Here is a 23,564-nt window from a genome sequence, read left to right on the forward strand (position 1 = left end):
AACTCATCAACATTCCGGGCCGTCTCCAGAACCGCTTTGGCCTGCGCCAACACGGCCCGTCCACCCGCGGGTCTCGCCATGGCCGTTCACATCTGAAAGAACAGGCCATATTGTTACCCTTATGATCGCGAAATGGAATAAGTCCCGGTCTCTTTAAATTCTGCAGTCCCCCCGGGCACCGAGCCGCAAAAATCCGGCGTTGAAGAGACCCACATCGAACAAAGTAAAACCTACGTTACACTGTGTCTGTTTGAGTGATGCGGCAAAAAACGAACAAGCCGCTCATTCCTCCCCAAAGCAAATCGTCCATCCGAGGAGATAAGAATGTTTAAAAAGACCATTGCCGCCAGCGTAGTCGCCGGGTTGTTAGCGGGCTGCGCGGGTGGTCCTTACGGGGGCTCGCCGCAATTCGGCAAGACCGGCACGGGGGCTTTGATAGGCGCGGCCAGCGGAGCAGGGCTCGGAGCGATCATCGCCAAAGATAAAGGCAAAGGCGCGCTCATCGGTGCCGGCGTAGGCGGGTTGCTGGGCGCCGGAGTAGGTGTCTACATGGATCGTCAGGAAAGTCAGTTACGCGACCAGTTGGCCGGCACCGGCATCGAAGTGCAGCGGAGCGGCAACGATCTGGTTCTGAACATGCCGAACAATGTCACTTTCGGCTACAACTCCGACCAGATCTCACCGCAAGCGGCGAGCGCGCTGACTCAAGTCGCCGGGACGCTGAATCAATTTCCGGAAACCCAGCTCACGGTCGTAGGGCACACCGATTCCGACGGCAACGATGCTTATAACATGGATCTGTCCCGCCGGCGGGCCAGCAGCGTGTCCGAGTTTCTGATGGCGCAGGGTGTCACTGGCGGCCGCCTGCAAACGGCCGGCATGGGGGAAAGTCAGCCCATAGCAAGCAACAGTACGGAAGACGGTAAAGCCCGGAATCGTCGGGTGGAACTGCTGATTCGGCCGAACCAAACGGCCGCACAGCAGCCGGGAGCGCCACAGAACCAGGGCTATTATCCCGCCCCGGCCGGAGCTTATCCGCAAAACGGCTATCCTCAGCCGAATGCTTACCCTCAGCAGCCCGGCGCCTATCCGCAACCGAGCACCTATCCCTATCCACAACAACCGAGCGGCTACCCTCAATCGGGAACCTATCCCCAGCAGCCAATGGGATATCCTCAACAGGGCAATTATCCGCAATATCCAAACGGCTATCCGCAACAGCCCTACTCGGCTCCGGTTTATCCGCGTTGATCCATCGGACTCGATCCGCCCCACTTTCGGTGCGGACCGAGGCTTCCGCCACTCTGACCAGCCGTGTTATGCCGGAAACGCTTTGCCCTTCGACCGGGCTCAGGACAGGCTTATTCCTGTCTACGAGAGGTCGATTCGGGGCATTCTTATGCCGATAGCGAAGCGTCACAACTCGCCGTCATCGATTATTTCGTGCCGTGAGACCGCATCGAATGGCGATGCTCCTGAATTTCATTTGCTCGCCGCCCGAGAGAAGAATACCCTGTTGAGCCCGCGCACACTTTGCACGGCCTAGTCAACACTAATAAAAAACGGGAGAACGACGATGCAAAATGTCATGCTTCAAACGATTAACGCGCTTGCGAAATTCGGCCTGGACAAGCTGGAACGGGCGCTGATTTTTGGCGCCGTGCTGGCTGCGGTTCTGGCGCTCGCCACGGGCACCATCCAAATATCGCAAGTTTGGTTCGCGTTTCTGTTTCGCTGGCTGCATGTCCTTTCGGCCGTCATGTGGATCGGTCTGCTCTGGTATTTCAATTTTGTCCAAATTCCATCCATGGCCAAAATCCCCGACGAGCAAAAGCCGGCGATCGGCAAAGTCATCGCGCCGGCAGCCCTGTTTTGGTTCCGCTGGGCCGCCTTGTCTACGGTCGTCACCGGGCTGATCCTGGCGACCCTGAACGGCTACGTCCTCGAAGCCATGCTGCTGGGCTACTTCAAAGGCGGCCAGGCTACCTATATCGGTCTGGGAATGTGGCTTGGCCTGATCATGGCCTACAACGTCTGGAACATCATTTGGCCGAATCAGAAAAAAGTGCTGGGTCTGGTCGAAGCCTCGGATGACGAGAAAAAGGCGGCCGCGCGGACAGCAATGCTGACCAGCCGTTTCAATACGATGTTCTCGATTCCGATGCTGTACTTCATGGTTGCGGCTCAGAACCTGGCGTAACGGTTCGTAAAAACCCAAGGGGGGATTCCAGTCTAAAACTTGGAATCCCTTTTCCGAGCATCGAAAAACCGGCGCACGTAAAATGGTAGGTCGTCCGGCCGCTGCCGAAATTTACCGGCTGCTATCCCCGGACATTGGCTTTCAACAGGAAAAACTTATAAACCGCAAAGGCGCATAGCACGCCTATCAAAATCCAGGAGTGGGCGATCAAAAACGCCGACATTCCTGTTTTTGCCGTTCCTCTGAGTGAGGACATGTACGGCTTGGAAACCAGGACCATCCACGCCCAGGCCGGCACCTGATAAGCGATGGCTCCCGCGATGCCCCAGTGCAGCGACTTCAATCCCAACCGCTCTGCCGTTCGGTAATACCAATAAACGATGCCTATGGTAAGCAAAATTGAAATTAATACCGGCATATCAGTAATACCTCGCTTGAATGGTTGGAATCGATCGCGACGAAGCCGCGACCCAGGCAAGTAACGACTTGCCCGACATCAGATTAACTCAAGTGTGATCACCGCCGCAAAAGGTCCGCGGCAGTAAAGCGCTGGGGATAACGATACGAACCATGCTGTCTTTTTCAGCCACCGCGCTCAAGTCGATCCAACCCTCTTCCGGCGTGTACTTGTCCGCATAAATGCGCTGAACTCCTAACGCCCCAAACCAATCAGGGCTTCGCACCCTGACCGTTCCGGAAAACACTGGCGATTTCCATCGGCAGCGGAAAAACGATGGTTGAAGATTTGTCGCCCGCGACCTCGGTCAAGGTCTGAAGATAGCGCAGTTCGATGGCCCGGGGAGCCTGAGCCAGCGTTCGAGCCGCCTCGACCAGCCGTTGAGAGGCCTGAAACTCACCTTCGGCGTGTATCACTTTGGCGCGGCGTTCCCGTTCAGCCTCCGCCTGCCGCGCAATGGCCCGAATCATACTCTCGTCCAGGTCGACGTGTTTGATCTCGACATTGGACACCTTGATGCCCCAGGCATCCGTCTGCTGATCGAGAATGCTTTGTACGTGGAAATTCAATTTCTCGCGTTCCGCTAGCATCTCGTCCAGTTCGTGCTGACCGAGCACCGACCGCAGGGTCGTTTGAGCCAACTGGCTGGTCGCCTCGTAATAATGCTCCACCTGAAGGATCGCATTAGCCGGGTCGATCACCCGGAAAAAAACGATGGCGTTAACCTTGACCGAAACGTTGTCCCGCGAAATCACGTCCTGGGTCGGGACGTCCATCACAATGGTCCGGAGATCCACTTTGACCATTTGCTGAATGATCGGGATGACGATGAATAGTCCCGGTCCCTTGACTTTATAGAATCGACCCAGCAGAAAGATGACGCCCCGCTCGTATTCCCGCAGCACTTTGATCGCCGCAAACAGAAACATCAGCAAAAGCACGGCGAGAAAAACGATGAAATAGTTGGTGATCATGGCTCAAGCTCCTTTCGATCTTCCGATGGCGCAACGCTGAGGATTAACCCGTCCAATCCTTTCACGGAGACACGTTGTCCCTTGTGTACGGGAACCTCGGTCCGTGCCGTCCAGATTTCGCTTCGGACGTGGATTCTGCCGATTTCCGTGAAGTTCTCCAGTGCCGTCCCGACCGCACCGATCAGTTCTTCGCGCCCGGTGACGACAGCCTTATGCCGCGACCTGAGAATGAGGCCTATCGCAAACCCGAAGAACATCAGGCTGGTCAGGGCGAATGCCGCAATCACGCTCCAACTGAGCCCGACCCCGGGCATTTTGTCGGTATCGATCAAGATGACGCTGCCGATGATGAAGGCCGCGATGCCGCCGAGCCCGAGCACCCCGAAGCTCGGGGCGAACGCCTCGGCGACCATCAGACCGATGCCGACGATGATCAGGGCGAGCCCGGCATAATTCACAGGGAGCACCTGAAAGGCATACATCGCCAGCAACAGGGCAATGACGCCAACGGTGCCGGGCACTATCGATCCGGGATTGTAGAATTCGAGAATGAGCCCATAAACCCCGATCATCATCAAGATGTAAGCGACATTGGGGTTGGTGATGACGGCGAGAAGCCGGCTGCGCCAGTCGGGGTCGATCGCTTCCACGACGGCTCCGGTCAAATCGAGCGTCACCGCGCGTCCGAGGACATCGACCCGCCGCCCCTGCAATTTAGTCAGCAAAACGAAAACATCGGGCGCGACGATGTCGACCACGTGCATGGCGAGCGCTTCTTCGGCGGCAAGACTCGCTCCTTCGCGCACCGCTTTTTCGACCCATTCGGCGTTTCGGCCCCGGAGGTGAGCGAGACCGCGCAGGTAGGCTACCGCGTCGTTGATCATCTTCTTGGACATGGCATCATCGGAATCGCGCGGCGCGCTCGGATCATCCTTATCCCTCGGCTTCGGCTTACCTTCGTTCCCTCCCGGCGCGCCGATGGCGACCGGCGTGGCGGCGCCGAGATTCGTGGCAGGGGCCATGGCGGCGATATGGCTGGCGTAAAGAATATACGTGCCGGCGCTGGCTGCCCGAGCACCGCTCGGGGCGACATAGGACACTATCGGGAAAGGTGAAGCCAGAATCATTCGGATGATGTCTCGCATCGCCGTATCGAGCCCGCCCGGCGTATCCATTCGAATGATTGCCAGGACGGCGTTTCGTGCTTGGGCTTGTTCGAGTGCTCGGCCGACATAATCACTCGTCGCCGGACCGATAGGACCGTCGATCGTCAACTGCGCCACCATCTTCGAGACCGTGGGCGGACGCTCGGAGGGTTGCTCGGCTCCGCCGGCGATCCCGACGAGAAGCCACAACATGAAAATTGCAACGATGTTTCGCAGCATCCTTTCCCGCTACTCCCGATGGAGTTCGTTTGACCGTTCCGAAACGAGAGCCTTTGGCGAGCATCGGTTCCGAATAAGCATTCTATTGCCGTAGGCGCTGGAACCGGATCTGCCTGCAAGCTCCATTTATGACAGAATCTTCTCTTTCTCGGACCCCTTATACCCCCATCGGTTCTCGGGCGGCAAATCCGGTGGGCCTGAAGGCGCCGGAGATGGCAACATCCGGCAACGATCTTCGAAATACCTTCGTCGGCTCGAATGGGGAGTCGGCCAAGGGATCAATCCTCGGGCAGGCTGACGTACTGATAAATCGGGTGAATGGGGGTTTCGGGCGTAAGCCTTATGAGTTCTTTGATGATCCCGTCGTTAAGGCCATATACGCATCCGTGCAGGACCGGGCGTTGATGGCGTTTCCACGAATGCTGGATCACCGAGGTGTGTGCGAGAGTTCGAATCTGTTCGACGACGTTGAGTTCCACCAATCTCTCCGCCCGCTGCTCGTCCGTTTCCAGCGCATTGATCTCGGCCTGGTGCAGCCGGTATATGTCCTTGATATGCATCAGCCACTTGTTGACGATCACCAGTTCCGGACGCTGTTGGCTGAGCGCCGCCCGGATGCCGCCGCAGTTGTAGTGCCCGCATACGATCACGTGGCTGACCTTGAGCACGTCGACCGCATATTGGATCACGCTGAGACTGTTGAAGTCGGTGGTGATGATTTGATTGGCGATGTTCCGGTGTACGAAAATCTCGCCGGGCTCGGCATTAACGATAATTTCCGCCGGAACCCGGCTATCGGAACACCCGATCCATAGAAAATCCGGCGACTGAGCGTTCGCCAGCCGCGAAAAGTACTCGGGTTCCCGGATTGTTTTTTCGTCAGCCCACGCTTTGTTTTCCAACAATAATTTCTCGAAGGGTCTCATAATTGCCTCTTAAATGCTCGTTAATAAGCGCTTTCGGCGCCGGTTTGATTAGATACCGTCGTCGCACACCCGTGCGACCGATGCATCACGCCCTCATCGCCGCATCCATCCGAATGCTCAAGGCGGTTATTTGAAATCCCCTTGCACGCTCACCGCTTCCTTGACGTGATCTTCCGCCAGCATCCCGCCGGTCCCGCGCATCGCCACAACCGAATAATGGGCGTCCGCGCTCCTTTGCGAGAGGACCAATGGCACCGCCGCCACAAAACCCACGAGTACCATCGCTAAGGCTTGTTTCAGCCGGTTCGGCCGCACCGTAAACTCCGGGAAAAGCAAGTCGCCCTGCCCATTGGGGCAAGGCGGTAAGATGCGATTCTCTCTCTGGAGTTTCCATGGCCCGGACTTCAGCCACGCCATCACGCGGGCGGCGAGCAAGAGAAACGCGCAGCCCCCCAGATTGACAGCTACAAGCATCGGAACGCCATGACCGAATTGATCCAAAACTATGCCACCGACGTAGGAAAGCGCCATCGTCACGATGAATATCGGCAGAGACTGCTGACCCATTTCGACAATGGGCCGGACGGCCTTGGAATTCAGCCAATTCTCCCGGTTCCGCAGGAACAGCATGACCAGATAGGCTAAGGCCAGGAAATGCAACCAGCGCAAAGGCCCGAGATGAGTCTTATCCAGCCACGGCTGCAAACTCGCATGGAGCTGGTTCAAAAATGCCGTCGGTCGCAGCGCAGGCTCCGGACTCAGCGGCAAGGACAAAATCACGAAAATCAAACATGCCGCCATCAGCCATGTTTTACGTCTTGGCGGTTTAATCCAGCCAGCCCCGAAGGCGAAACCGGTAAAAAAGATCAACTGCCATCCGAACGGGTTGAAGAACCAGGGTCGATCGCTGTGCAGATCCGCCGGAAGCTTCAGTCCGAACCGCCACATGGCGAGATAAACGCCGATCGGGAAGGCCAGGGCGAGCGCGAGATGAACGCGGGACAGCGCGCAGACCACCGGAATCCATAGCATGACCACCAGATACATCGGCAGGATATCGAAATAATTGGGGACGTAACGCAGGGAAATGAGTCCAAGCAGCGCCTCCTGAGTATCATCGAAAAAATATCGAAGATTGAGCCGGCGGATATAATCCGGCTCTCCGAAGACGGCGTTGCCCAGCACGCAGATGACCGCCAGAAGCATGAAAAGGGCGAGATGGGCGCCATAGATTTGCGCGCAGCGGTAAAACACCCGAACGCTGCCCAGCCACAACCCGGATGTTCGGAAACTGCGCCCATAAGCGATGGCCGCCGCATAGCCGGAGAGAAACACGAAGATTTCGGCGGCATCGCTCAAGCCGAAACGGGAGGGGGTATAAACCAACAGCTCGTTCGAGGGAACATGGTTGATAAAGATGATCAGCAGCGCGATGCCACGAAAAAAATCGAGCTTAAGGTTCCGGTGTTTGTGTAAGCTTTGTCCGGTCATCAGATCTTATTTTGTCGATGGAAATATGGACCGTGTCTACTCCGACAGGCGCCTAACCCTTATCCCTATCGGCGCGGCCGTCTTATCGCGCCATTCTATTGTGCGAAGCTTTCACAAACCTTTCACATCGATCGCTTGATATATGAGGATTCTGCTCGTGGAGGACGACACCGCTCTGGCCGACGGCTTGACGCACGTTCTCGGTCAGTCGGGTTACAGGGTTACCGGTGCTGCGTCGGGCGCCTATGCCGAATCGGCGCTGCTCACCCAAAGCTTCGATTTGGTCATTCTCGACCTGGGCCTCCCCGACATGGGCGGCTGCGAACTCTTGCGACGATTGCGAGCGCGGAAAAATCCCGTGCCCGTTCTGATCCTGACCGCACGCGACGCCGTGGATGACAGGGTCAAAGGTCTCGAATGGGGCGCGGACGATTACATGGTCAAACCTTTCGATCTTCGCGAATTGGAGGCACGAGTCAATGCGCTGATCCGCCGCCGTTACGGAGGATTCGGCGAGCTCAAGGTCGGCCGAATAACGCTTGATGCCTCAAATCGCCAGGTGCTGGTGGACAATATGCCGATCATCCTGTCCGCACGGGAATACGGCGTGCTCGAAGCGCTGTTGATCCAGGCCGGACGGGTGGTGAGCAAGGACCGTATCGCCCAGCGCTTGTCGGCGGGAAACGAAGATCTGGGCGACAATGCCATCGAAGTCTACATCCATAGGCTACGTAAACGGATGGAAGCATTCGGCGTGAAGATCCGGACCGTACGTGGTCTCGGCTATTTGCTGGAAAAGGACGCCGATGGCTAAAGTCCAAAGCTTGAGAACACGTTTTCTGCTGCGGCTGGCGCTCCCCCTCGCCCTTTTCATGGTGCTCGATGCCGTGACTTCGTATTACATCGCGCTTCACTATGCCAACGCCGCCTACGACCGGTGGCTGCTCGACTCGGCACGCTCGTTGGCGCAGGAGGTCAAGGCTCAGAAAGGCAAGGTAACCTTCGAACTGCCGGCCACCGCCTTAGAGGTTTTTCAGTGGGACGAGGTAGACCAGACCTTCTTCAAAATCGAATCGTCCCATCTCGGATTCATGGCCGGGGACAAGCGGGTCCCGTCGCCGCCGGACCTGGCCTCGGTTCGCGAACAGCCTGCGTATTTCGACAGCATCATTGAAGGACAGAAGGTCCGGGTGGTTTCCATGCTCGCTACACCCAAGGACAGTTCCGAAGAAGTTTTGGTCCAGGTGGCCGAGACGGTAAAAAAAAGGCGCAGCATGATGACCGACATTCTCTTGGCCGAGTTGGTGCCCCAGTTTCTGCTGGTATTCGTCGCAGGGCTGTACATCTGGATAGGGATCAATCGGGGACTGCGTCCGCTGAACGCATTGACCCGTGAAATCGGTCAGCGTTCGCCGCGCGACCTCGCTCCGATCCCGGATACCGGCGTCCCGCTCGAAGTGCTCACCCTGACCCATACCATCAACGATCTACTCGCCAGACTGGCCACGGCAATCGCCGCCCAGCAACGCTTTATCGCCAATGCCGCGCACCAGTTGCGAACCCCGTTGGCCGGCCTGAAAGTTCAGGCGGAGCGGGCGCTGCGGGAAACCGATTTGGCAACGATGCGCCCCGCCCTGACGCAAATCCGGAACTGCGCCGATCGGGCGTCGCGGCTGAGTACCCAGCTTCTGGTGCTGGCACGCTCGGAAACGGCCTTGGACAGCGCTCGCCCTGGCGCGTGGATCGATCTCCGCGCCATCGCAAGCGATGCCTGTATGGATTGGGTCCCGAAAGCGCTGCAACGGGACATCGATCTGAGCTTCGACGGTCCCGAGGGTCCGGTGTACGTGCATGGAGAGGGAACCCTGCTTCGCGAGTTGCTCAACAACCTCGTGGACAACGCTATCCGTTATGGGCGCGAACACGGACAAATCACTGTACGGCTCACAGCGGATACCCACCCTTGCCTCGTCGTGGAAGACGATGGTCCGGGCATACCGGAGTCCGAGACGGAAAGAATCTTCGAGCGTTTTTATCGCATTCCGGGCAGCCCCGGCGATGGCTCCGGGTTAGGGCTGCCAATCGTCAAAGAAATCGCCGATCTGCACAATGCACGTGTCCGATTGTCACGTTCCGATTTAGGCGGCGTGCGGGTCGAAGTCCTTTTTGCATGTCAAGCACCGCTTCATGGAGATGAGCGCCTCATCCCGCGAACCGACCCAAAATAGCCTCTCGCCGGCCGGTCACTCGCTATGGAGGTAGAGCACGGTGGAATTCAGCAAGTAAACCGTGAAGAGACCCAGGCTGATCCACCCAACTGTTTTGAGAACGCGCGTCTCCGGGCGATACAGGATGCCCACGATCGCCAGGCCCGTCATGATTACGGCCGACATCGCCGACACTCCGTGAATGGCCGACACCTGAGATAGCAAAGGCCCCGGGCGGTAAAACAGATCGTCGATCGCAACGATCACAATGTTGAAAAGATTGCTCCCCAAGAGATTTGCGATCGCCATGTCGAGCGCCCCGAGCCTCACAGCTCCTAAGGTAACCATCAGCTCGGGCATCGTTGTGGCCGCGGAGACCAGCAGTGTGCCGACGAAGGACGTGTGCCATCCCATGGCCACCGCGAGCCGGGTCGCGATGAACGGCATCCATACGCCCGCCGCGACCACGATGGCTGCGGCCCAAGCATAACCCGCGATCGCGCGGCGCAGCGATGTGCCGGCATAGCGATCGGTGACGTCTTCCGTGAACTCGATCACCTGCTGCTTCTCATAAAGAAAAATGGCGCGCACGGCGATCACGTACATCAGAACGATCACCGGCGTGTAAGCGCCCACATGCCCTATGGCCCAACCGTTTCGCTGTCCCAGAAGAACGTTGAACCCCACCAGGCCGATCATGACCACGCCGAACCCCGCCGAGAGAATATGGCCTTGGCTGGCACGGCGGTAGATTGATTCCTTACGGTGGAGAAAATCCACCACCACCAGAGTTAACAGATTAAGAACGCAACTGCCGAGCACATTGCCCACGGCAATGTTCGGCGCCGACGCGAGCGTAACCGAGCTTAAACCGGTAATCAGCTCGGGCAACGATGTCGCCGTGGCGAGCATGACCAGCCCCACCCAAGTCCCCGAAAGCCCTGTCTTATCCGCGATAACATCGCCGTACACCGACAGCCGGGTTCCGGCATAGCCGATCAGGAAAAGGCAAGCGGCAAATTCCGCCCAAATACTGTAAGTCATCGATTATCCTAGAAACGGCAGTTAGACGCGCTACCGCCGCTCCGACGTGGCGGGGCTCTCGCGGCACAACTCCGCCCCCTTTACGCAGTTTTCAAGCAGCAGCTAGGGCTAAGTTTAACGTCTTATCTTACTAACGGTTTTGCCTCATCTCCGCAGCCTCATGATCGCGACGTTTCCCCCGTATTACTCCATAGAGACCGGAACCACCGACTGTGCTATTAAAAGGTCTTACCCGGTATTTTCCGGCACTATTTGGATGTCGTGCGAAATCAGGAGGGAATCTATGCACAACAAAATTTCCATCGCCGTGACAGCAGCCGTATTGAGTCCGTTGTTTATCGCGAATCCGGTGTGGGCGACTCAGAAATCCATGGATGAGTCGATTGTTATTGCAAGAGCCGAAACCGAAGGCGGCAGCAAAGGTCAAACGGAGCGCGATAAGTCCTACCCGGGCTGGGAGGGTCTTCAACCGTTCGAAGAAAAACGTAAAGAAGGCGGGACCGGCCAGCCGGGCATGGGGCAGCAACCCCAAGGCGAAGGCCAACAGGGCCAGCCAGGGATGGAGCAACAACGCCAACAAGAAGGCACACAAGGTACGGAAAGCCCAGGTGGAGCAACGGGCGGAGATACCGGGACGGAAGGCGGCGGTAACCCATAGATGTTTACGCCGGGCCTACGGCGAACGGTTAATTGTCGCTAAGACAAGTATCCGATATCACCGGCATCAGGCATCGTTGCCGATCTGTACCCCCAGTAATCCGCACGATGCCGAAGCCGCCGGCCAGGAGTGCTATCTCAGACCATTCCCCTGCTTTTCCCTCCCCTTGCCAGGGGCGCGTTCCAAGACTGGGGAGCAGGTACACCGCCTCGTCCTCTGAGTGCGGCTCGGGGCGAACACTCTAGGCTCAGTCGAGAGTTCTGCACTGCCGCCGATCAGAATTGAAAAGGGAAAAAAGAAAATGAAGCGGAGATATTTCCTGGCGTCTTTTGCGGCAGTCGTCATGATCGGCTGCGCTGATTCGGCGGGCAAAAAGGAAGAGCCCGGCGCAAATGCCGACGATGTTACGATCACCAGCAAGGTCAAAGCAGCCCTGTTGCAGGACATATACGTCGGCGGTCTTGATGTCGAGGTGCAAACCCGCCAAGGTCATGTGCAACTAGGCGGTTTCGTCGCTGACGAGGATCAACGGCGGCGTGCCGAGTCTGTCGCGCGTGGTGTCCGAGGCGTCAAATCGGTCGAAAACAACATTCGCGTGGGACGGAAAAGCGACAAACCGCAGTTATAAGAAGCTGTCTTCAAACGTCACGAGCGATGTCAGGACAAGGCGCCAAAGGGTGACCCGGAGCGCGGGACACGCGGAGAGAACAGCCGTAGGCTGGCCCGCAGGGCGAGCCCCAGGGATGGGGCGAGTAAAAACCGGAGTGTACAGAGGCGTACATGACCATTTCTCCAGGAGAAAAATGGGACCGCGGCAGCGCGCCCGTCAGGGTGACAAATCGGCAGGATGGCCGATTTGCACGGCGCGGCCGCCCGAAAGGGCGAACCACAGAGAGGTGGTGAGTGAAAAGCAGGGATGCTTTTCATCAGCATTTTGAGCTCTTGAGCAACGCGCGTATGGCGGCGCGCAGTAGTTTGAAGACAGCTTCTTAGGTTTTGGGAAAGGTGGGCTTTTTACCGGGGATGCTCCGTTCTAATGATGGCCGATCCCAATGTCCCAGATCGGCTGCCGCGTCATACGTGCTTTGCAGAAACTCCAGCAGCAGCCGGTCGGGCGAATCCGCCTGCCGCACCTCGGAATACGGCAGGATGAACTCCTTCAGCTCACGGCTGTAAAACGCGCTTTCTGGACGTGCTCGTGCATCTGGAAACCCTTTCGGTTCCGGATAGGCATAGGCGTAGAAGGCCGGAAACGGGACAGCATCGTTGCCCGGCCAGAAGCCGCAACTGCTCACCTCATGGGAATAGGCCTCCCGGACCACCCAATCGGGAAGATTGGGCACGCCGCCCGGGTGCTCGGGCGCGCGCCGGCCGGAAAAGCGCGTGACCGCCAGGTCGAAGCTGCCCCAGAAAAAATGCACCGGGCTGCATTTGCCGATATAGCGCGCACGGAATTCCTTGAGTACGCGGTCCGCTTGGGCCACCACCCGCCAGCAGCGATGGGCGTACTCGGCATCGTAGGCGGCGTGCTCCCGGTCCTGGTCGAACAGGATCGGACGGGCCACCTCGTTGGGCTTTTTCCGGATCGCGATATCGATATCCAGCGCCCGAAGCGCGGCAAAAATTTCCCGATAGAAATCGGCCACGGTACAGGGCCGAAGCGGGATTCTTTCCGCCGTGCCATCGCTGGTCCGAATCGCGAGTTGATGGTCGATAAAATCGAAATCGATCTGGAAACTTCGGCTTCGATAGGGAATCGGCGAGGTCGTCAGCCCGGAGGCCGTCAGATAAAGCACGACATGCCAGGAGTGGTTGACCCAGGGCGCCGAGGCCAGCCGGATTTTGCCGACGATCTGCGTCCACATGTGCAAGGTCGCGTAAGTGTCTTGCCACGCCTTCAATGGCAGGTCCGGCCAGGCCGAATCGTCGTTGAGAGCACCCGAAGCGCTTTGGCTCGTCATGATGGCCTCCGTATCGAGCGGGGAATTCCGCCTTTACGGGTTATCGACCATGACTTCACCGGTTTGATTCCCTCAACTTCGGTCTGAGCGAAGGCACTCCCGCACGCTCTATCGGTCGAATCGATCAAGGCGGCATTCCCTGATTTCAGATGTAAGGGCTTGCTGTATGGTCCCGTTATGGCGCGCCCGAGCATCGCCGTCTGGAGGCGGAATAGCCCAAAGGGGCGCGGCAGGAAGCCGCGCGGCGACAAAGGTACACGGAGGTGCCTTTTGTTGCCCCCGGCTCCAGATGGCGACGCGCAGGATTAGCGTGCCATCCGGGTGCCCTTTCTTTGGGTTACTTTTCTTTGGGCACGCAAAGAAAAATAACTCGCCCGCGGGGCGAGACCCGCTCCAAAATAAGTTGTCGCCAACGGTGGCTCCTTTGCTTGAACCGTAGATTAGAACTGAGAACTCCCTAGCGATATAGCCGTGAGCCAGCTTCCCATTGCCGACTATGCCTTTCTGTCCGATTGCCATGGAGCCGCCCTGGTCAGCCGCGCCGGTTCGGTCGACTGGCTTAATTTCACCCGCTTCGATGCTCCCACCGTCTGCGCGCGGCTCTTGGATGCCGACGGCGGCCATTGGGCCATCCGGCCGGCTGGCGAAGCGTCCACGCGCCGCCACTATCTCGAGGGCACTTTGGTGCTCGAGACGATTTTCGAAACGCCGACCGGCACCGTGGTTCTGATCGACGCGCTGGCGATGGGTGCCAACGAACGCGGCCACCAGCTCGGCGCCGATTCGCCGCACGCGCTGATCCGCAGCGTCCGATGCCTCGATGGCTACGCGGACCTGGAGATCGAATACGCACCCCGGCCCGAATACGGTCTGGTTTTTCCGTTGTTGGTCCCGGTCGATGGCGGTGTATTCGCCCGGGGCGGCGCTTCGGTGCTCCATCTCAGTTCGCCCGTGCCTTTTCAAATCACTCGTTCGACGGCGCGGGCGGACGTGAGGATAGACGCCAGCCGGCGCTTGGATTTCGCCTTGCAGCATCGTTCGAGTTCCGAAATGGTGCCTCAAGCCTGGACCCAAGCGGAAATCGCCGAACGGTTGGACGACACCATCACCGCCTGGCGCAGTTGGTCCGAACTTCACCAAAACTACGAGGGGCCGTGGCGGGAGCTCGTCCGCCACAGCGGACGCGTGCTGCAGGGGCTGACCTATTTTCCGACCGGCGCCATCGTCGCCGCGCCGACGACGTCGCTGCCGGAAGCCGTCGGCGGCAGCCGCAATTGGGATTACCGCTACACCTGGGTGCGCGATGCGAGTTTCACCCTCGAAGCGCTGTGGGTGGCGGCCTGTCCGGATGAGGCCTATAAATTCTTCGACTTTTTGGCGGGCACGACCTTGACCCAAATCGAGCGGGGCGTGGACATGCAGATCATGTTCGGTGTCGGCGGCGAGCACGATTTGACCGAGCGCGAGCTGCCGCATCTGTCCGGTTGGCGGGCTAGCCGTCCGGTCCGTGTCGGCAACGGCGCCTGGAACCAGCGGCAGCTCGATGTCTACGGCGAGCTGCTGAACGCGGCGTATCGGCTGCAAGGGCAGCTCACCACCCTGGACCCCATCACTCGTAATTTCCTCGCGGACGTGGCCGATGCCGCCGCCCGCGATTACCGCGACCCGGATCACGGGATCTGGGAAATCCGCGGTCCGCCGCGAGACTTCCTGTATTCAAAGCTGATGTGCTGGGTCGCTCTCGACCGGGCCATCCGGCTCGCGGATCTGCTCGGCGCCCCGGACCGGGTCGAGCGCTGGCGCGTCGTCCGCGAGGAAATCCGCCAGGCGATTCTCACCCAAGGCTGGAGCGAGCGGGCTCAGGCCTTTACTCAGGCGTTTGGTTCGGATGAGCTCGATGCCTCGGCGCTGATGATGGCGCTGGTCGGGTTCCTGCCGGCGGACGATCCCCGCATGCTGGCGACGATCGATGCGATCGAGCGGGAGTTGACGGACGAGCGGGGGCTGGTGTACCGCTATCGCGCCGGCGATGGGTTGGCAGGCGATGAGGGCACGTTCCTGCTCTGTACCTTCTGGCTCGCCCACGCGGCCGCTTTGGCGGGACAGATCGAGCGCGCCAAGGCCATCTTGGCCCGCGCCGCCGTTTACGCGAACGATGTCGGCCTGCTCGCCGAAGAGGTCGATCCAGGCACGGGCGAGTCGCTCGGCAACTTCCCGCAAGCCTTCAGCCACATCGGCTTGATCAATGCCGCCTGGGCCATTGCCGAGGCCGAGCAGGCCCAGTAACCTATCGCCCGCTTAGGAAGCGGCGTTTCGCCGATCAAACAACCCGCCGTTGGCCCCGACAAGCCTCATCTTTCCTTAATCTTTTCCCGGGCCGCACTTTCATGTTCATTTCGTACGATAGTGCTCGACGGTTGCGCCTATCCAGGCGTATGTGCTTAAAGACGCACCGGTACAAGCTGCCCTTTGCGACCCGCTCGGGTACTGGGTACGAGGGTTTGATCTAACGCGTTGTTTATAGGTAATTCATGTCAACAAATTTGTTGCACAAGGGGATCGCGGCTTTTTCATTCTCCGCGTCGTATGAGGGCGTTTGCGGAATGCTGATCGACCTTGACCTCTATGTCTTCAGCGAAGCCGGTGAATTGATCGACTGCGAGTCTCTGTGGAAGGGCAAAGCCGTAATGGCGCTTTTCGAGGAGGACCTGAGCGACGCGCGAATCATGATCGGGCCGCCCATCCGCGATTCCATACGCGGACCCATAACGATGGACATGATCAGGAATTACCAGGGTTTCGAGGTCGGGTTCACCGCGGTGCCGGAGAATCATTCGGTTGTGCTTTCCGCCGTGCCGGAAGCGGTTTGGCGGGAGTGGCAACTGTCCGGTTCCTGGAGCAAAGGCAGACAAGAACCCAAGCAAGACTTTCTATTCTGGTAAACGAAGGTCTCCCAAAACCCGGAAAGAACCGGTAGCGGCGGCGCGAGCTTTGGACGCACCGATAAAAACCGGCAAGTTCCGTTCCGCCATTCTCTTTTCCAACTGCCTATCTAAGGGATCGGGCTTGTTCGACTTGTGCTCGCCGGGAATGGCTTATGGAGCGAGATAGCTGAGCGTAGTCCGCCGCAGGCTCATCGTGTTCGTTTCCGCGGAGTGTCGGCGAAGCGCTTTTCGCGGTTTTAGTTCTTAAAAGGGACGCAAATAATCGGCAGTTTGTTTGATTCAAGTCAAATTAGAAGTTGTTCATATATTAATAATTAGGCCTCACCCTCTACCTATGAAGAAATCCTATGAAAAAACTCTTCGCCGTTCTTGTTCTGCTTAGTGCGTCCGCTTCGGCATTCGCCACTCAGGAAACGTTCACCACGGCCGGCCCTCTCAACTGTACCCAGATTAATTTTTGTGTTCAAAACACTACGGATAATCTGTTTACCTTGAAATTCGTTCCCACCTATCCAACCTCGGCGCCATCCGCGACTGGATTCAACGTCAACGAACCGGCAGTCGAGATCTCGAACGCTAACGGTGGACTGCTTGATCTCAATATCATGCAGCTCAATCTTACCGGCTCCGATTTTTATAACGGCGTCAACTTCCTGGGTGCCGTTCAGCTTGAGAAGCAGGATGCGGCCGGCAATTGGACCTATGTCACTCAGTGGTCGACATGGATCGGCTCGTCCAAGGGACTCTATGTCATGTTCAATGGCAAAAACACCTCGTCTCCTGTTGTGAAGGGCGTCAAGGCGATTCGTCTCACGGCGATCAACGGCGGAACGATGTTCAAGATCGGTATGTTGAACCTAACGGCTTATTGATTCAGACCAGCGCGGGAACGTCTGCGGGATCGCGGAGCATTTTCCGCCGTATCTTCACGGTAAGCAGCTTACATTCGAAAGCCTTTGGGGAGTAAGAAAAGCGAAACGGGGGCATGTTTTACAGAGCGGCCGCTTTTTGAACGAGTCCCCGTTCGTGGTATTGCCTGATGTCCAGGTTGTAGGTCCCATTTTTCAGGATTGCCTTGATCCGGTAGGGTTGGCCGAAGGGATCCAAGTCGAGTTTCGCTAAATCGACGATGCGATGGGATTGCGGATTTTTGTCCTGGTCGAGCAGCATGATTACTTTCGGCTTGAGCTTTTGCCGAGGGTTGACTTCGATGACCAGGGCCACTTCTTCGTTACTCATTTCGACGATGCTTCCGGCCGGATAGATACCCAGGCATTCGATGAACTTCACCGCCAACTCACCGTCAAGGTGTCTTCCGCCTTCTTTGTTGAGAAGGCCGATCGCTTCCATGTGGGTGCGTCCCGGTTGGTACACTCGATCGCTGGTAATGGCATCGTAGGTGTCGGCAACGGCGATGATCCGGGTAAAAGGGCTGATCTGTGTGTCGGTGAGACCACGGGGGTAGCCGGTTCCGTCCAGGTTTTCATGATGTCCGTGCGCCACGTCGATGGCGCCGGCGTAGATGCCGCGGGAGGACATTAGTATGTCTCGTCCGTGCACCGTGTGCGCTTTCATTAATGCCATTTCGGCGTCGGTGAGTCGTCCCGGTTTGTTGAGGATTTCCAAGGGTACTTTCATCTTGCCCATGTCGTGCATGAGCCCGGATAAGCCGAGATTTCTGAGTTCGTGTACGGGCATCCCCATATAGCGCCCGAGTACGATCGAGAAGATGCAGACGTTCATGGAGTGTTCGGAGGTGTACTCGTCCCGGTTTTTTAGCTGGGTCAGCAACAGCATGGCGTCGGGATTCTTGTAGATGCTGTCCACGCATTCAGATACAGCTTCTTTCGCGAGCTGTATGTCGACGCCGCGGCCGAAGCGAATTTCGTCCATGAATGTCTTTACGAGGTTGCTGGTCTGCTTATGAGTGTTCCGGGCGTTGTCGATTTCTTGTTCGACGGATACTCGCTTTTGGGGCGAGGCGGCAGTCCAGGATATTTGCGAGGATCTGATCGGCCGCTGGGTGTCGGCCGTTTCGGGATATTTTGTTTTGTAGCTGTCGACGTAGACGTATTCGCACGCCTCTTGAACGGCTTTGATGTCCGCTTGTGTTGCGAGCGCGAATCCTTGGAATAGAAAAGGCGAGTCCAGCCAAGGGCGATCCAGCTCACATACATACATCCCGATCCTCAAATCGCTGACGGGCACCTTGACTCTGAATAGGGTCGTTATTGCATGGGAATCGAACGGCTTGTCCATGGCTTTTTTCGAAATAATTCGGACGGCGCGATTAATAAGTATAGTTGGCGCGACTTCCGAATCGTGTTCAAGCCGTTGTGCCGTCGCCCGAATACGATTGCCTGTGTCCCGTTTATGGGCGCATTGCAACGGCCCCGAGTCTGTTTTGCCCGGGCTTGAATCCTGGTCGCCCAGCCAAAAAACTAAGGCCTTAGGCGAATGTCTAAGGCTTTTTCTTTTCCTCTGGTTATTTGCGGTTAAGCCATAACGCAGCCGCAAGGAACTGAATCAGGGGGACTATCGGACGTCATTAGATTAGCTTTTCCGTCCGCCCATGAGCTGCGGATTGCAATGCCGCGACGATCGTCCGGCAATTGGTTTTCGCATCCTCCAACGAAAGCTGTGGCGCCTTGCCCGTCAACGCGCATTCGCTGAAGTGCTCGATTTCCAGCCTGAAATGATTGGCCGCGGGCAACCGCTCTTCGCATTGGCATCCATCTTCCGTCCACCACGAAATCACCGGGACATCACCAGGCAGTTGCCAAACGGTATGGCATTTCAAGCCGCCCTTGGTGCCGATGACTTCATACTCCGAGCGCCGCGCGCGTTCAAAGCTGAAATCGAAATGCGCGTATTTTCCCTCTCCGAAATCGATTATGCCGCTGGTCGCGATATCCGCGCCGCTCTCGACATATTTCGCGATTGCGGTCACGGCGACGGGCGGCTGGTCGAAAAACATGCGCGCCGAATGGATCGCGTAGCACCCGATGTCCCACATGGCGCCGCCGCCCCGTTCGACGTTCTCGGCCAGCCGATACATGCGCGCGGGCCGCATCATGAACGAGTAGCTGGAGCGGACGGATCGTATTTCGCCGATGGTGCCGGAGCGAATCAGTTCCAGAACGCGCGCGTGTTGCGGGTGGAAGCGGTACATGAAGCCTTCCATCACGGTTACCTTATGCTGGCGTGCGGCGGCCTCGATGGCTTCGATGTCCGACACGGCCAGCGCCATCGGCTTTTCGCACAGCACGTGCTTGCCGCGTTGGATGGCCCGCAGCGTCCATGCGGCATGCTCGTGATTGGCGAGAGGCAGGTACACGGCTTCGACTTCGGCATCGTCGATCAGTGCGTCGAGATCGTCATAGGTTCGTACCCCCTGTTGTTGCGGGGCGTATTTCGCCAGCGTTTCGGCGGCGGCTCCGGGGCGGCGGCTGGCGATGGCGACCAGTTCGGCGTTCGATGCTTCGACGATGGCGGGCATCAGGCGTTCGTTGACGCGCGCCGCGCCGAGTATGCCCCAGCGGAGTTTTCGATCATTCATAGATTCTTCCTTTTCACGAATTGGCGTGCACAATCATAGTCGCAGGATTCAGTGATTGTCTCTACCACGGAAGGCTGTGATAGCGCCGGCCGGATGCCTTCGCTTCGTATCGGACGCCCGCTGTTCGAACCCGGCCCGTTGAAGTTCCCGCACCCGGGCGGAATCGGTTTCATCACCCTTGTTTTTCACCGGCGAATCGTCCGCGCCAGCTCAGCTTTCACACTTGACACCGGTTCAACGCGAGCGCATCGTTCGAACGGATTGCACGGAAGCGTGCGTCGAATTTCCGCCACGAATCCTCGTGCTTTCCCCGGCCAACAGGCCCACGCATTTCGCGGGTTTTTAGCACCCGGCAAGGAGCTTGTCATGTCACTGAAGTCTTTGATTGCTACCGGCACCAAACTCTGGCTCGATTCGATCGATCCCAACCTTGTGGAGAGGGATCGCGCGCTCGGCGCCACCGGCGCGACGTCCAATCCCATCATCATCTCCGACATCATCAATACCGGCCGCTTCGACGACCACATGCGCTGCCTGATCGATGAAGGCATGGATGACTCGGCCATCGCCTGGGAAATGACCGATTATCTCGTCCGTCGCGCACAGGAGGTTTTCCTGCCCGTTTGGGAACAGACCAAGGGCAACGACGGCTATGTCAGCTTCGAGCTCGATCCGCTCCTCGAAGACCGTGAACTCGGCCCGCCTCACGACAAGCGTGTCAAAGAGTACATCGAGCTCGGCAAGCATTGGGGCAGCGGGCACGTCAACCGCCTGATCAAGGTCCCCGCGACCGCCGCCGGGCTGGACGCGCTGGAGGAACTGGCGGCTGCCGGGATCAACCTCAACGTCACCCTCATCTTCTCCGAGCGCCAGTACAAGATCGCCCGCGAGAATATTTGGCGAGGCGCGCAACGACGCAAGAGCCTCGACCATTTCAAGAGCGTTTACAGCATCTTCGTGTCGCGCGTGGACGTGTATACCGAAAAGCATGTCCCAGAGCTCAGTCCCGACGCCCAGGGCCAAGTTGGTATCGTCAATGTCAAACGTCTCTGGCAGCTCAATCAGGCTTTCTGGAAAGGCAAGAATCCGCCCCTGCAGCAGGAAATCGTTTTCGCCAGCACCGGCACCAAGAAATCCAGCGATCCGCCCGACAAGTACGTCGACGCTCTCGCCGGCAGCGACATTCAAACCAATCCGCCCGCGACCAACGACGCCGTCGAGAAGCTCAACAAGCAATACAGTCGCAAGGTCGATCAATTGCCGGCCCAAGCCGTCCTCGACGACATCGACGCCAAGGTTGATGTGGCGAAGATGGAGCAGGTCCTCATGGACGAAGGGACAGCCAAGTTCGCCGACCCGCACAAGGCGCTGCTGAAACTCATCGCGGAAAAGCATGAGGCCCTCGCGGCGGCGCAGTGATTTCTTTCGCCCATCCGTCCTAATCACAACCACTAAGGAGATTCCATGACCATCAAAGTTGGAGACCGCCTGCCCGAAGGCACGCTCAACGAGTCTACAGAGTTCGATCCGGTCAACGGCTGCCCGATGAGGCCCCAGACGCTTGCCGTCGGCGACCTCGTCAAGGGTAAGAAGATCGTGATTTTCGGCCTGCCGGGCGCTTTTACGCCGACCTGCTCCGCACAACACGTTCCCGGTTACGTCACGAATTTCGACAAGCTGAAAACGAAGGGCGTCGACGAGGTCTGGTGCCTGGCCGTCAACGACGCTTTCGTAATGGCCGCATGGGGCCGGGAGCAGAAGGCCGGCGGTAAGGTGCGCATGATGGCCGACGGCAGCGCCGACTACACCCGGAAGCTCCGGCTTGAGTTCGATCTCACCGCGAAGGGCATGGGTATGCGCAGCCAGCGCTTCGCCATGGTGGTCGACGATGGCGTCGTGACGCATCTGGCCGTCGAGGCTCCGGGCAAATTCGAAGTATCGAGCGCCGAAGCGATACTCGCGCAATTGTAAAGACAGCTTGCCTTGACCCTGAGGCCGCAGAGGCTTGACCGGCTCGCTGCGGCCTTGTCATGTAGAATTGCTCGCATTTCTAACATCTGGAATAAGCATCAATGCTGCAAGCCGATTCTTCACTCACCGATATTTTGGGCGCCGCCGTCACCATTGCCCGTGGCGCGGGAGCCATTCTGCGCGAGGGATTAACCGCCCTCGAAAACCATCGCGACACCGCGTTGCGGTTCAAAACGAGCGACATCGACCCGGTCACCGAGTACGACGTGCGCAGCGAGAAGTTTATTGTCGGCGAACTGCGCCAGCTCTTCCCCACCCACTACATCATCGGCGAAGAGGGTGGCGCCTATCAAATCGAAAATCCTCGGTCGCAAATTCAAAATTACACGTGGCATATCGACCCGCTCGACGGTACCGTGAACTTCGCGCACGGCTTTCCCATGTTCTGCGTATCGATGGGCTTGTTGATCGACGGCGTGCCGTCAGTCGGCGTGGTGTATAACCCGGCCACCGACGAGTTGTTCGCCGCCGCGCTCGGGTCAGGCGCCACGCGCAACGGCCGGCCGATTCGTGTGTCCGCGACGCCGGTACTGAATCGCGCGCTGGTGGTCACCGGTTTCGGATACGATACCCATGTCAGCGACGGCAACATGAACAATTTCCTGGGCTTCCAGCGCAGCGCCCAGGCCACGCGGCGGATCGGCTCGGCCGCGCTCAACCTGTGCTATACGGCGGCCGGGAAGATGGACGGTCATTGGGAGATGAAGGTTAAGCCGCACGACATCGCCGCCGGCATCGTGCTGGTGCGCGAGGCGGGTGGAACCGTTACCGACTTCGACGGTGGTGACGATATTTTGAACACCGGCCGCATCGTCTCCAGCAATGGCCTGATCCATCGCGAAATGCTGGACGTCTTGAAAGCCGCTGATGACCGGGGCTGATGCGGAATATTTATCACGTCGTTAGAAAAATGATTACGCTTTCTCGCTCTCTATCCTGTTAAACAAGCCGGGTATCCGCCCGCCGCAGTCAAAATAAGGAGTTATCATGAAAATCGGCATCGCTTCTGATCACGCAGGCTTCGACCACAAGGAAGAACTGCGTACATGGCTAAGCTCTCTCGGCCATGACGTCGTCGACTACGGCTGTTTCAGCAACGAACGAACCGATTACCCCACATGGATCCGCCCGTGTGCCGTGGCCGTCGCCAACGGCGAAGTCGAGCGCGGCATCGTGCTGGGCGGCAGCGGTAACGGCGAAGCCATCGTGGCCAACCGCGTCAAAGGTTGCCGCTGCGGCTATTGTTTCAACGAGGAAACCGCCTATCTCACCCGGTTGCACAACGACGCCAACTGCATCGCCCTCGGCCAGCGCATCGTCAGCCTCGAGATGGCCAAGAAGATCGTCGAGACATTCCTAGCCACCGATTTCGAGGGCGGCCGGCACGTGCCGAGAATCAAGGCGATTGATGAGTGATATAGGGATGCGGCGACGTCGCCGATTCGGGATCCAGAGCGTTCTTCACCGCAGTATAGCGGCGTGGACTGGGAAACCGCCCCGCACACCCAAAAGGTAGGCCGAAATAAGCGGTCGTAGGTAGCCCCATCCCTTGTCGACGAATGTGTCTGCATCTGTTCGCCGGGAACGGCTAGAGCATTTTCACGTCGGCTATACGGCATAACCGGCGTTCCGGAAGTAGTTCGTGCATTCGGCCGGAGTCAGCTGATTCAACAGTTCGCCGATGGCGTCCCCAATCGCCTCGACGGTGCGTTGCCCAGCCTTGCGG

At 58.1% G+C, this 23,564-nt stretch carries 22 protein-coding genes; 13 read left to right on the forward strand and 9 right to left on the reverse strand.

The window, feature by feature from the left end:
- Window positions 1-324: 324 nt before the first annotated feature.
- Together VEB01_RS08515 and VEB01_RS08520 are read left to right on the forward strand one after the other, a co-directional pair.
- Window positions 325-1,251: a YiaD family glycine zipper/OmpA-like lipoprotein gene (locus VEB01_RS08515; protein ID WP_324874544.1), complete on the forward strand. Its 927-nt coding sequence runs from the start codon at window positions 325-327 to the stop codon at window positions 1,249-1,251.
- Window positions 1,252-1,576: 325 nt separating this feature from the next.
- Window positions 1,577-2,200 carry a urate hydroxylase PuuD gene (locus VEB01_RS08520; RefSeq protein ID WP_324874546.1) on the forward strand — a complete coding sequence of 208 codons (624 nt, stop codon included), beginning with the start codon at window positions 1,577-1,579 and terminating at the stop codon, window positions 2,198-2,200.
- Between the two features lie 121 nt (window positions 2,201-2,321).
- On the opposite strand, the gene VEB01_RS08525 is transcribed toward VEB01_RS08520, so the two are convergent.
- The 5 genes from VEB01_RS08525 to VEB01_RS08545 all read right to left on the reverse strand — a co-directional run bounded on the left by VEB01_RS08525 (window position 2,322) and on the right by VEB01_RS08545 (window position 7,433).
- Window positions 2,322-2,618, reverse strand: a complete 297-nt coding sequence (locus VEB01_RS08525) for a hypothetical protein (RefSeq protein WP_324874548.1) — start codon at window positions 2,616-2,618, stop codon at window positions 2,322-2,324.
- A gap of 251 nt (window positions 2,619-2,869) precedes the next feature.
- Window positions 2,870-3,631, reverse strand: coding sequence for a slipin family protein (locus VEB01_RS08530; RefSeq protein ID WP_324874550.1), 762 nt, complete (start codon window positions 3,629-3,631; stop codon window positions 2,870-2,872).
- Window positions 3,628-5,016, reverse strand: coding sequence for an NfeD family protein (locus VEB01_RS08535; protein WP_324874552.1), 1,389 nt, complete (start codon window positions 5,014-5,016; stop codon window positions 3,628-3,630). Before VEB01_RS08535 ends, VEB01_RS08530 begins: the two co-directional genes overlap by 4 nt.
- 278 nt (window positions 5,017-5,294) lie before the next feature.
- Window positions 5,295-5,942, reverse strand: coding sequence for a carbonic anhydrase (locus VEB01_RS08540; RefSeq protein ID WP_324874554.1), 648 nt, complete (start codon window positions 5,940-5,942; stop codon window positions 5,295-5,297).
- Between the two features lie 126 nt (window positions 5,943-6,068).
- Window positions 6,069-7,433 (reverse strand): OpgC family protein, encoded by a 1,365-nt coding sequence (locus tag VEB01_RS08545; RefSeq protein ID WP_324874556.1) that lies wholly within the window; start codon window positions 7,431-7,433, stop codon window positions 6,069-6,071.
- Between the two features lie 142 nt (window positions 7,434-7,575).
- Between VEB01_RS08545 and VEB01_RS08550 the strand changes: the two genes are divergently transcribed.
- Window positions 7,576-8,247 (forward strand): response regulator, encoded by a 672-nt coding sequence (locus tag VEB01_RS08550; protein ID WP_324874558.1) that lies wholly within the window; start codon window positions 7,576-7,578, stop codon window positions 8,245-8,247.
- On the forward strand, window positions 8,240-9,661 hold the full coding sequence (locus VEB01_RS08555; RefSeq protein WP_324874560.1) for a sensor histidine kinase: 1,422 nt from the start codon (window positions 8,240-8,242) through the stop codon (window positions 9,659-9,661). The genes VEB01_RS08550 and VEB01_RS08555 overlap by 8 nt, the downstream gene beginning before the upstream one ends.
- A gap of 15 nt (window positions 9,662-9,676) precedes the next feature.
- Here VEB01_RS08555 and VEB01_RS08560 read toward each other — a convergent pair whose 3' ends face one another.
- Window positions 9,677-10,684 (reverse strand): sodium:calcium antiporter, encoded by a 1,008-nt coding sequence (locus VEB01_RS08560; RefSeq protein WP_324874562.1) that lies wholly within the window; start codon window positions 10,682-10,684, stop codon window positions 9,677-9,679.
- A 283-nt stretch (window positions 10,685-10,967) separates the two neighbouring features.
- On the opposite strand from VEB01_RS08560, the gene VEB01_RS08565 reads away from it, so the two are divergent.
- Both VEB01_RS08565 and VEB01_RS08570 read left to right on the forward strand, forming a co-directional pair.
- Window positions 10,968-11,342 (forward strand): hypothetical protein, encoded by a 375-nt coding sequence (locus tag VEB01_RS08565; protein ID WP_324874564.1) that lies wholly within the window; start codon window positions 10,968-10,970, stop codon window positions 11,340-11,342.
- Between the two features lie 301 nt (window positions 11,343-11,643).
- Window positions 11,644-11,970 carry a BON domain-containing protein gene (locus tag VEB01_RS08570; protein WP_324874565.1) on the forward strand — a complete coding sequence of 109 codons (327 nt, stop codon included), beginning with the start codon at window positions 11,644-11,646 and terminating at the stop codon, window positions 11,968-11,970.
- A gap of 361 nt (window positions 11,971-12,331) precedes the next feature.
- On the opposite strand, the gene VEB01_RS08575 is transcribed toward VEB01_RS08570, so the two are convergent.
- A complete protein-coding gene (locus tag VEB01_RS08575; RefSeq protein WP_324874567.1) occupies window positions 12,332-13,303 on the reverse strand; it encodes a DUF5996 family protein in 972 nt (323 codons plus the stop codon).
- A 471-nt stretch (window positions 13,304-13,774) separates the two neighbouring features.
- On the opposite strand from VEB01_RS08575, the gene VEB01_RS08580 reads away from it, so the two are divergent.
- The 3 genes from VEB01_RS08580 (at window position 13,775) to VEB01_RS08590 (ending at window position 17,120) form a co-directional block, all read left to right on the forward strand.
- On the forward strand, window positions 13,775-15,589 hold the full coding sequence (locus tag VEB01_RS08580) for a glycoside hydrolase family 15 protein (protein WP_324874569.1): 1,815 nt from the start codon (window positions 13,775-13,777) through the stop codon (window positions 15,587-15,589).
- Between the two features lie 317 nt (window positions 15,590-15,906).
- Window positions 15,907-16,245 carry a hypothetical protein gene (locus VEB01_RS08585; protein ID WP_324874571.1) on the forward strand — a complete coding sequence of 113 codons (339 nt, stop codon included), beginning with the start codon at window positions 15,907-15,909 and terminating at the stop codon, window positions 16,243-16,245.
- Window positions 16,246-16,595: 350 nt separating this feature from the next.
- Entirely contained in the window at window positions 16,596-17,120 is a 525-nt protein-coding gene (locus VEB01_RS08590) for a hypothetical protein (protein WP_324874573.1), read from the forward strand.
- A gap of 118 nt (window positions 17,121-17,238) precedes the next feature.
- Here VEB01_RS08590 and VEB01_RS08595 read toward each other — a convergent pair whose 3' ends face one another.
- Together VEB01_RS08595 and VEB01_RS08600 are read right to left on the reverse strand one after the other, a co-directional pair.
- Complete coding sequence (locus VEB01_RS08595) at window positions 17,239-18,507, reverse strand: cyclic di-GMP phosphodiesterase (protein ID WP_324874575.1); 1,269 nt, start codon at window positions 18,505-18,507, stop codon at window positions 17,239-17,241.
- A gap of 289 nt (window positions 18,508-18,796) precedes the next feature.
- Window positions 18,797-19,807, reverse strand: coding sequence for a Gfo/Idh/MocA family protein (locus VEB01_RS08600; RefSeq protein ID WP_324874577.1), 1,011 nt, complete (start codon window positions 19,805-19,807; stop codon window positions 18,797-18,799).
- A 273-nt stretch (window positions 19,808-20,080) separates the two neighbouring features.
- Between VEB01_RS08600 and VEB01_RS08605 the strand changes: the two genes are divergently transcribed.
- The 4 genes from VEB01_RS08605 to rpiB all read left to right on the forward strand — a co-directional run bounded on the left by VEB01_RS08605 (window position 20,081) and on the right by rpiB (window position 23,254).
- A complete protein-coding gene (locus tag VEB01_RS08605; RefSeq protein ID WP_324874579.1) occupies window positions 20,081-21,226 on the forward strand; it encodes a transaldolase family protein in 1,146 nt (381 codons plus the stop codon).
- Window positions 21,227-21,271: 45 nt separating this feature from the next.
- Window positions 21,272-21,778 (forward strand): peroxiredoxin, encoded by a 507-nt coding sequence (locus tag VEB01_RS08610; RefSeq protein ID WP_324874581.1) that lies wholly within the window; start codon window positions 21,272-21,274, stop codon window positions 21,776-21,778.
- Window positions 21,779-21,879: 101 nt separating this feature from the next.
- Complete coding sequence (locus VEB01_RS08615) at window positions 21,880-22,719, forward strand: inositol monophosphatase family protein (RefSeq protein WP_324874583.1); 840 nt, start codon at window positions 21,880-21,882, stop codon at window positions 22,717-22,719.
- Between the two features lie 106 nt (window positions 22,720-22,825).
- Window positions 22,826-23,254 (forward strand): ribose 5-phosphate isomerase B, encoded by a 429-nt coding sequence (gene rpiB / locus VEB01_RS08620; RefSeq protein WP_324874585.1) that lies wholly within the window; start codon window positions 22,826-22,828, stop codon window positions 23,252-23,254.
- Window positions 23,255-23,564 lie beyond the last annotated feature (310 nt).

The sequence above is a fragment of the Methylocaldum sp. genome (assembly GCF_035627495.1).
Taxonomy (GTDB): Bacteria; Pseudomonadota; Gammaproteobacteria; order Methylococcales; family Methylococcaceae; genus Methylocaldum.

What these genes read in the sequence shown, in the direction of transcription:
- VEB01_RS08515 (WP_324874544.1), top strand. Translation starts at nt 325, where the DNA reads ATGTTTAAAAAGACCATTGCCGCCAGCGTAGTCGCCGGGTTGTTAGCG.
- VEB01_RS08520 (WP_324874546.1), top strand. Translation starts at nt 1,577, where the DNA reads ATGCAAAATGTCATGCTTCAAACGATTAACGCGCTTGCGAAATTCGGC.
- VEB01_RS08525 (WP_324874548.1), bottom strand. Translation starts at nt 2,618, where the DNA reads ATGCCGGTATTAATTTCAATTTTGCTTACCATAGGCATCGTTTATTGG.
- VEB01_RS08530 (WP_324874550.1), bottom strand. Translation starts at nt 3,631, where the DNA reads ATGATCACCAACTATTTCATCGTTTTTCTCGCCGTGCTTTTGCTGATG.
- VEB01_RS08535 (WP_324874552.1), bottom strand. Translation starts at nt 5,016, where the DNA reads ATGCTGCGAAACATCGTTGCAATTTTCATGTTGTGGCTTCTCGTCGGG.
- VEB01_RS08540 (WP_324874554.1), bottom strand. Translation starts at nt 5,942, where the DNA reads ATGAGACCCTTCGAGAAATTATTGTTGGAAAACAAAGCGTGGGCTGAC.
- VEB01_RS08545 (WP_324874556.1), bottom strand. Translation starts at nt 7,433, where the DNA reads ATGACCGGACAAAGCTTACACAAACACCGGAACCTTAAGCTCGATTTT.
- VEB01_RS08550 (WP_324874558.1), top strand. Translation starts at nt 7,576, where the DNA reads ATGAGGATTCTGCTCGTGGAGGACGACACCGCTCTGGCCGACGGCTTG.
- VEB01_RS08555 (WP_324874560.1), top strand. Translation starts at nt 8,240, where the DNA reads ATGGCTAAAGTCCAAAGCTTGAGAACACGTTTTCTGCTGCGGCTGGCG.
- VEB01_RS08560 (WP_324874562.1), bottom strand. Translation starts at nt 10,684, where the DNA reads ATGACTTACAGTATTTGGGCGGAATTTGCCGCTTGCCTTTTCCTGATC.
- VEB01_RS08565 (WP_324874564.1), top strand. Translation starts at nt 10,968, where the DNA reads ATGCACAACAAAATTTCCATCGCCGTGACAGCAGCCGTATTGAGTCCG.
- VEB01_RS08570 (WP_324874565.1), top strand. Translation starts at nt 11,644, where the DNA reads ATGAAGCGGAGATATTTCCTGGCGTCTTTTGCGGCAGTCGTCATGATC.
- VEB01_RS08575 (WP_324874567.1), bottom strand. Translation starts at nt 13,303, where the DNA reads ATGACGAGCCAAAGCGCTTCGGGTGCTCTCAACGACGATTCGGCCTGG.
- VEB01_RS08585 (WP_324874571.1), top strand. Translation starts at nt 15,907, where the DNA reads ATGCTGATCGACCTTGACCTCTATGTCTTCAGCGAAGCCGGTGAATTG.
- VEB01_RS08590 (WP_324874573.1), top strand. Translation starts at nt 16,596, where the DNA reads ATGAAAAAACTCTTCGCCGTTCTTGTTCTGCTTAGTGCGTCCGCTTCG.
- VEB01_RS08595 (WP_324874575.1), bottom strand. Translation starts at nt 18,507, where the DNA reads ATGGACAAGCCGTTCGATTCCCATGCAATAACGACCCTATTCAGAGTC.
- VEB01_RS08600 (WP_324874577.1), bottom strand. Translation starts at nt 19,807, where the DNA reads ATGAATGATCGAAAACTCCGCTGGGGCATACTCGGCGCGGCGCGCGTC.
- VEB01_RS08610 (WP_324874581.1), top strand. Translation starts at nt 21,272, where the DNA reads ATGACCATCAAAGTTGGAGACCGCCTGCCCGAAGGCACGCTCAACGAG.
- VEB01_RS08615 (WP_324874583.1), top strand. Translation starts at nt 21,880, where the DNA reads ATGCTGCAAGCCGATTCTTCACTCACCGATATTTTGGGCGCCGCCGTC.
- rpiB (WP_324874585.1), top strand. Translation starts at nt 22,826, where the DNA reads ATGAAAATCGGCATCGCTTCTGATCACGCAGGCTTCGACCACAAGGAA.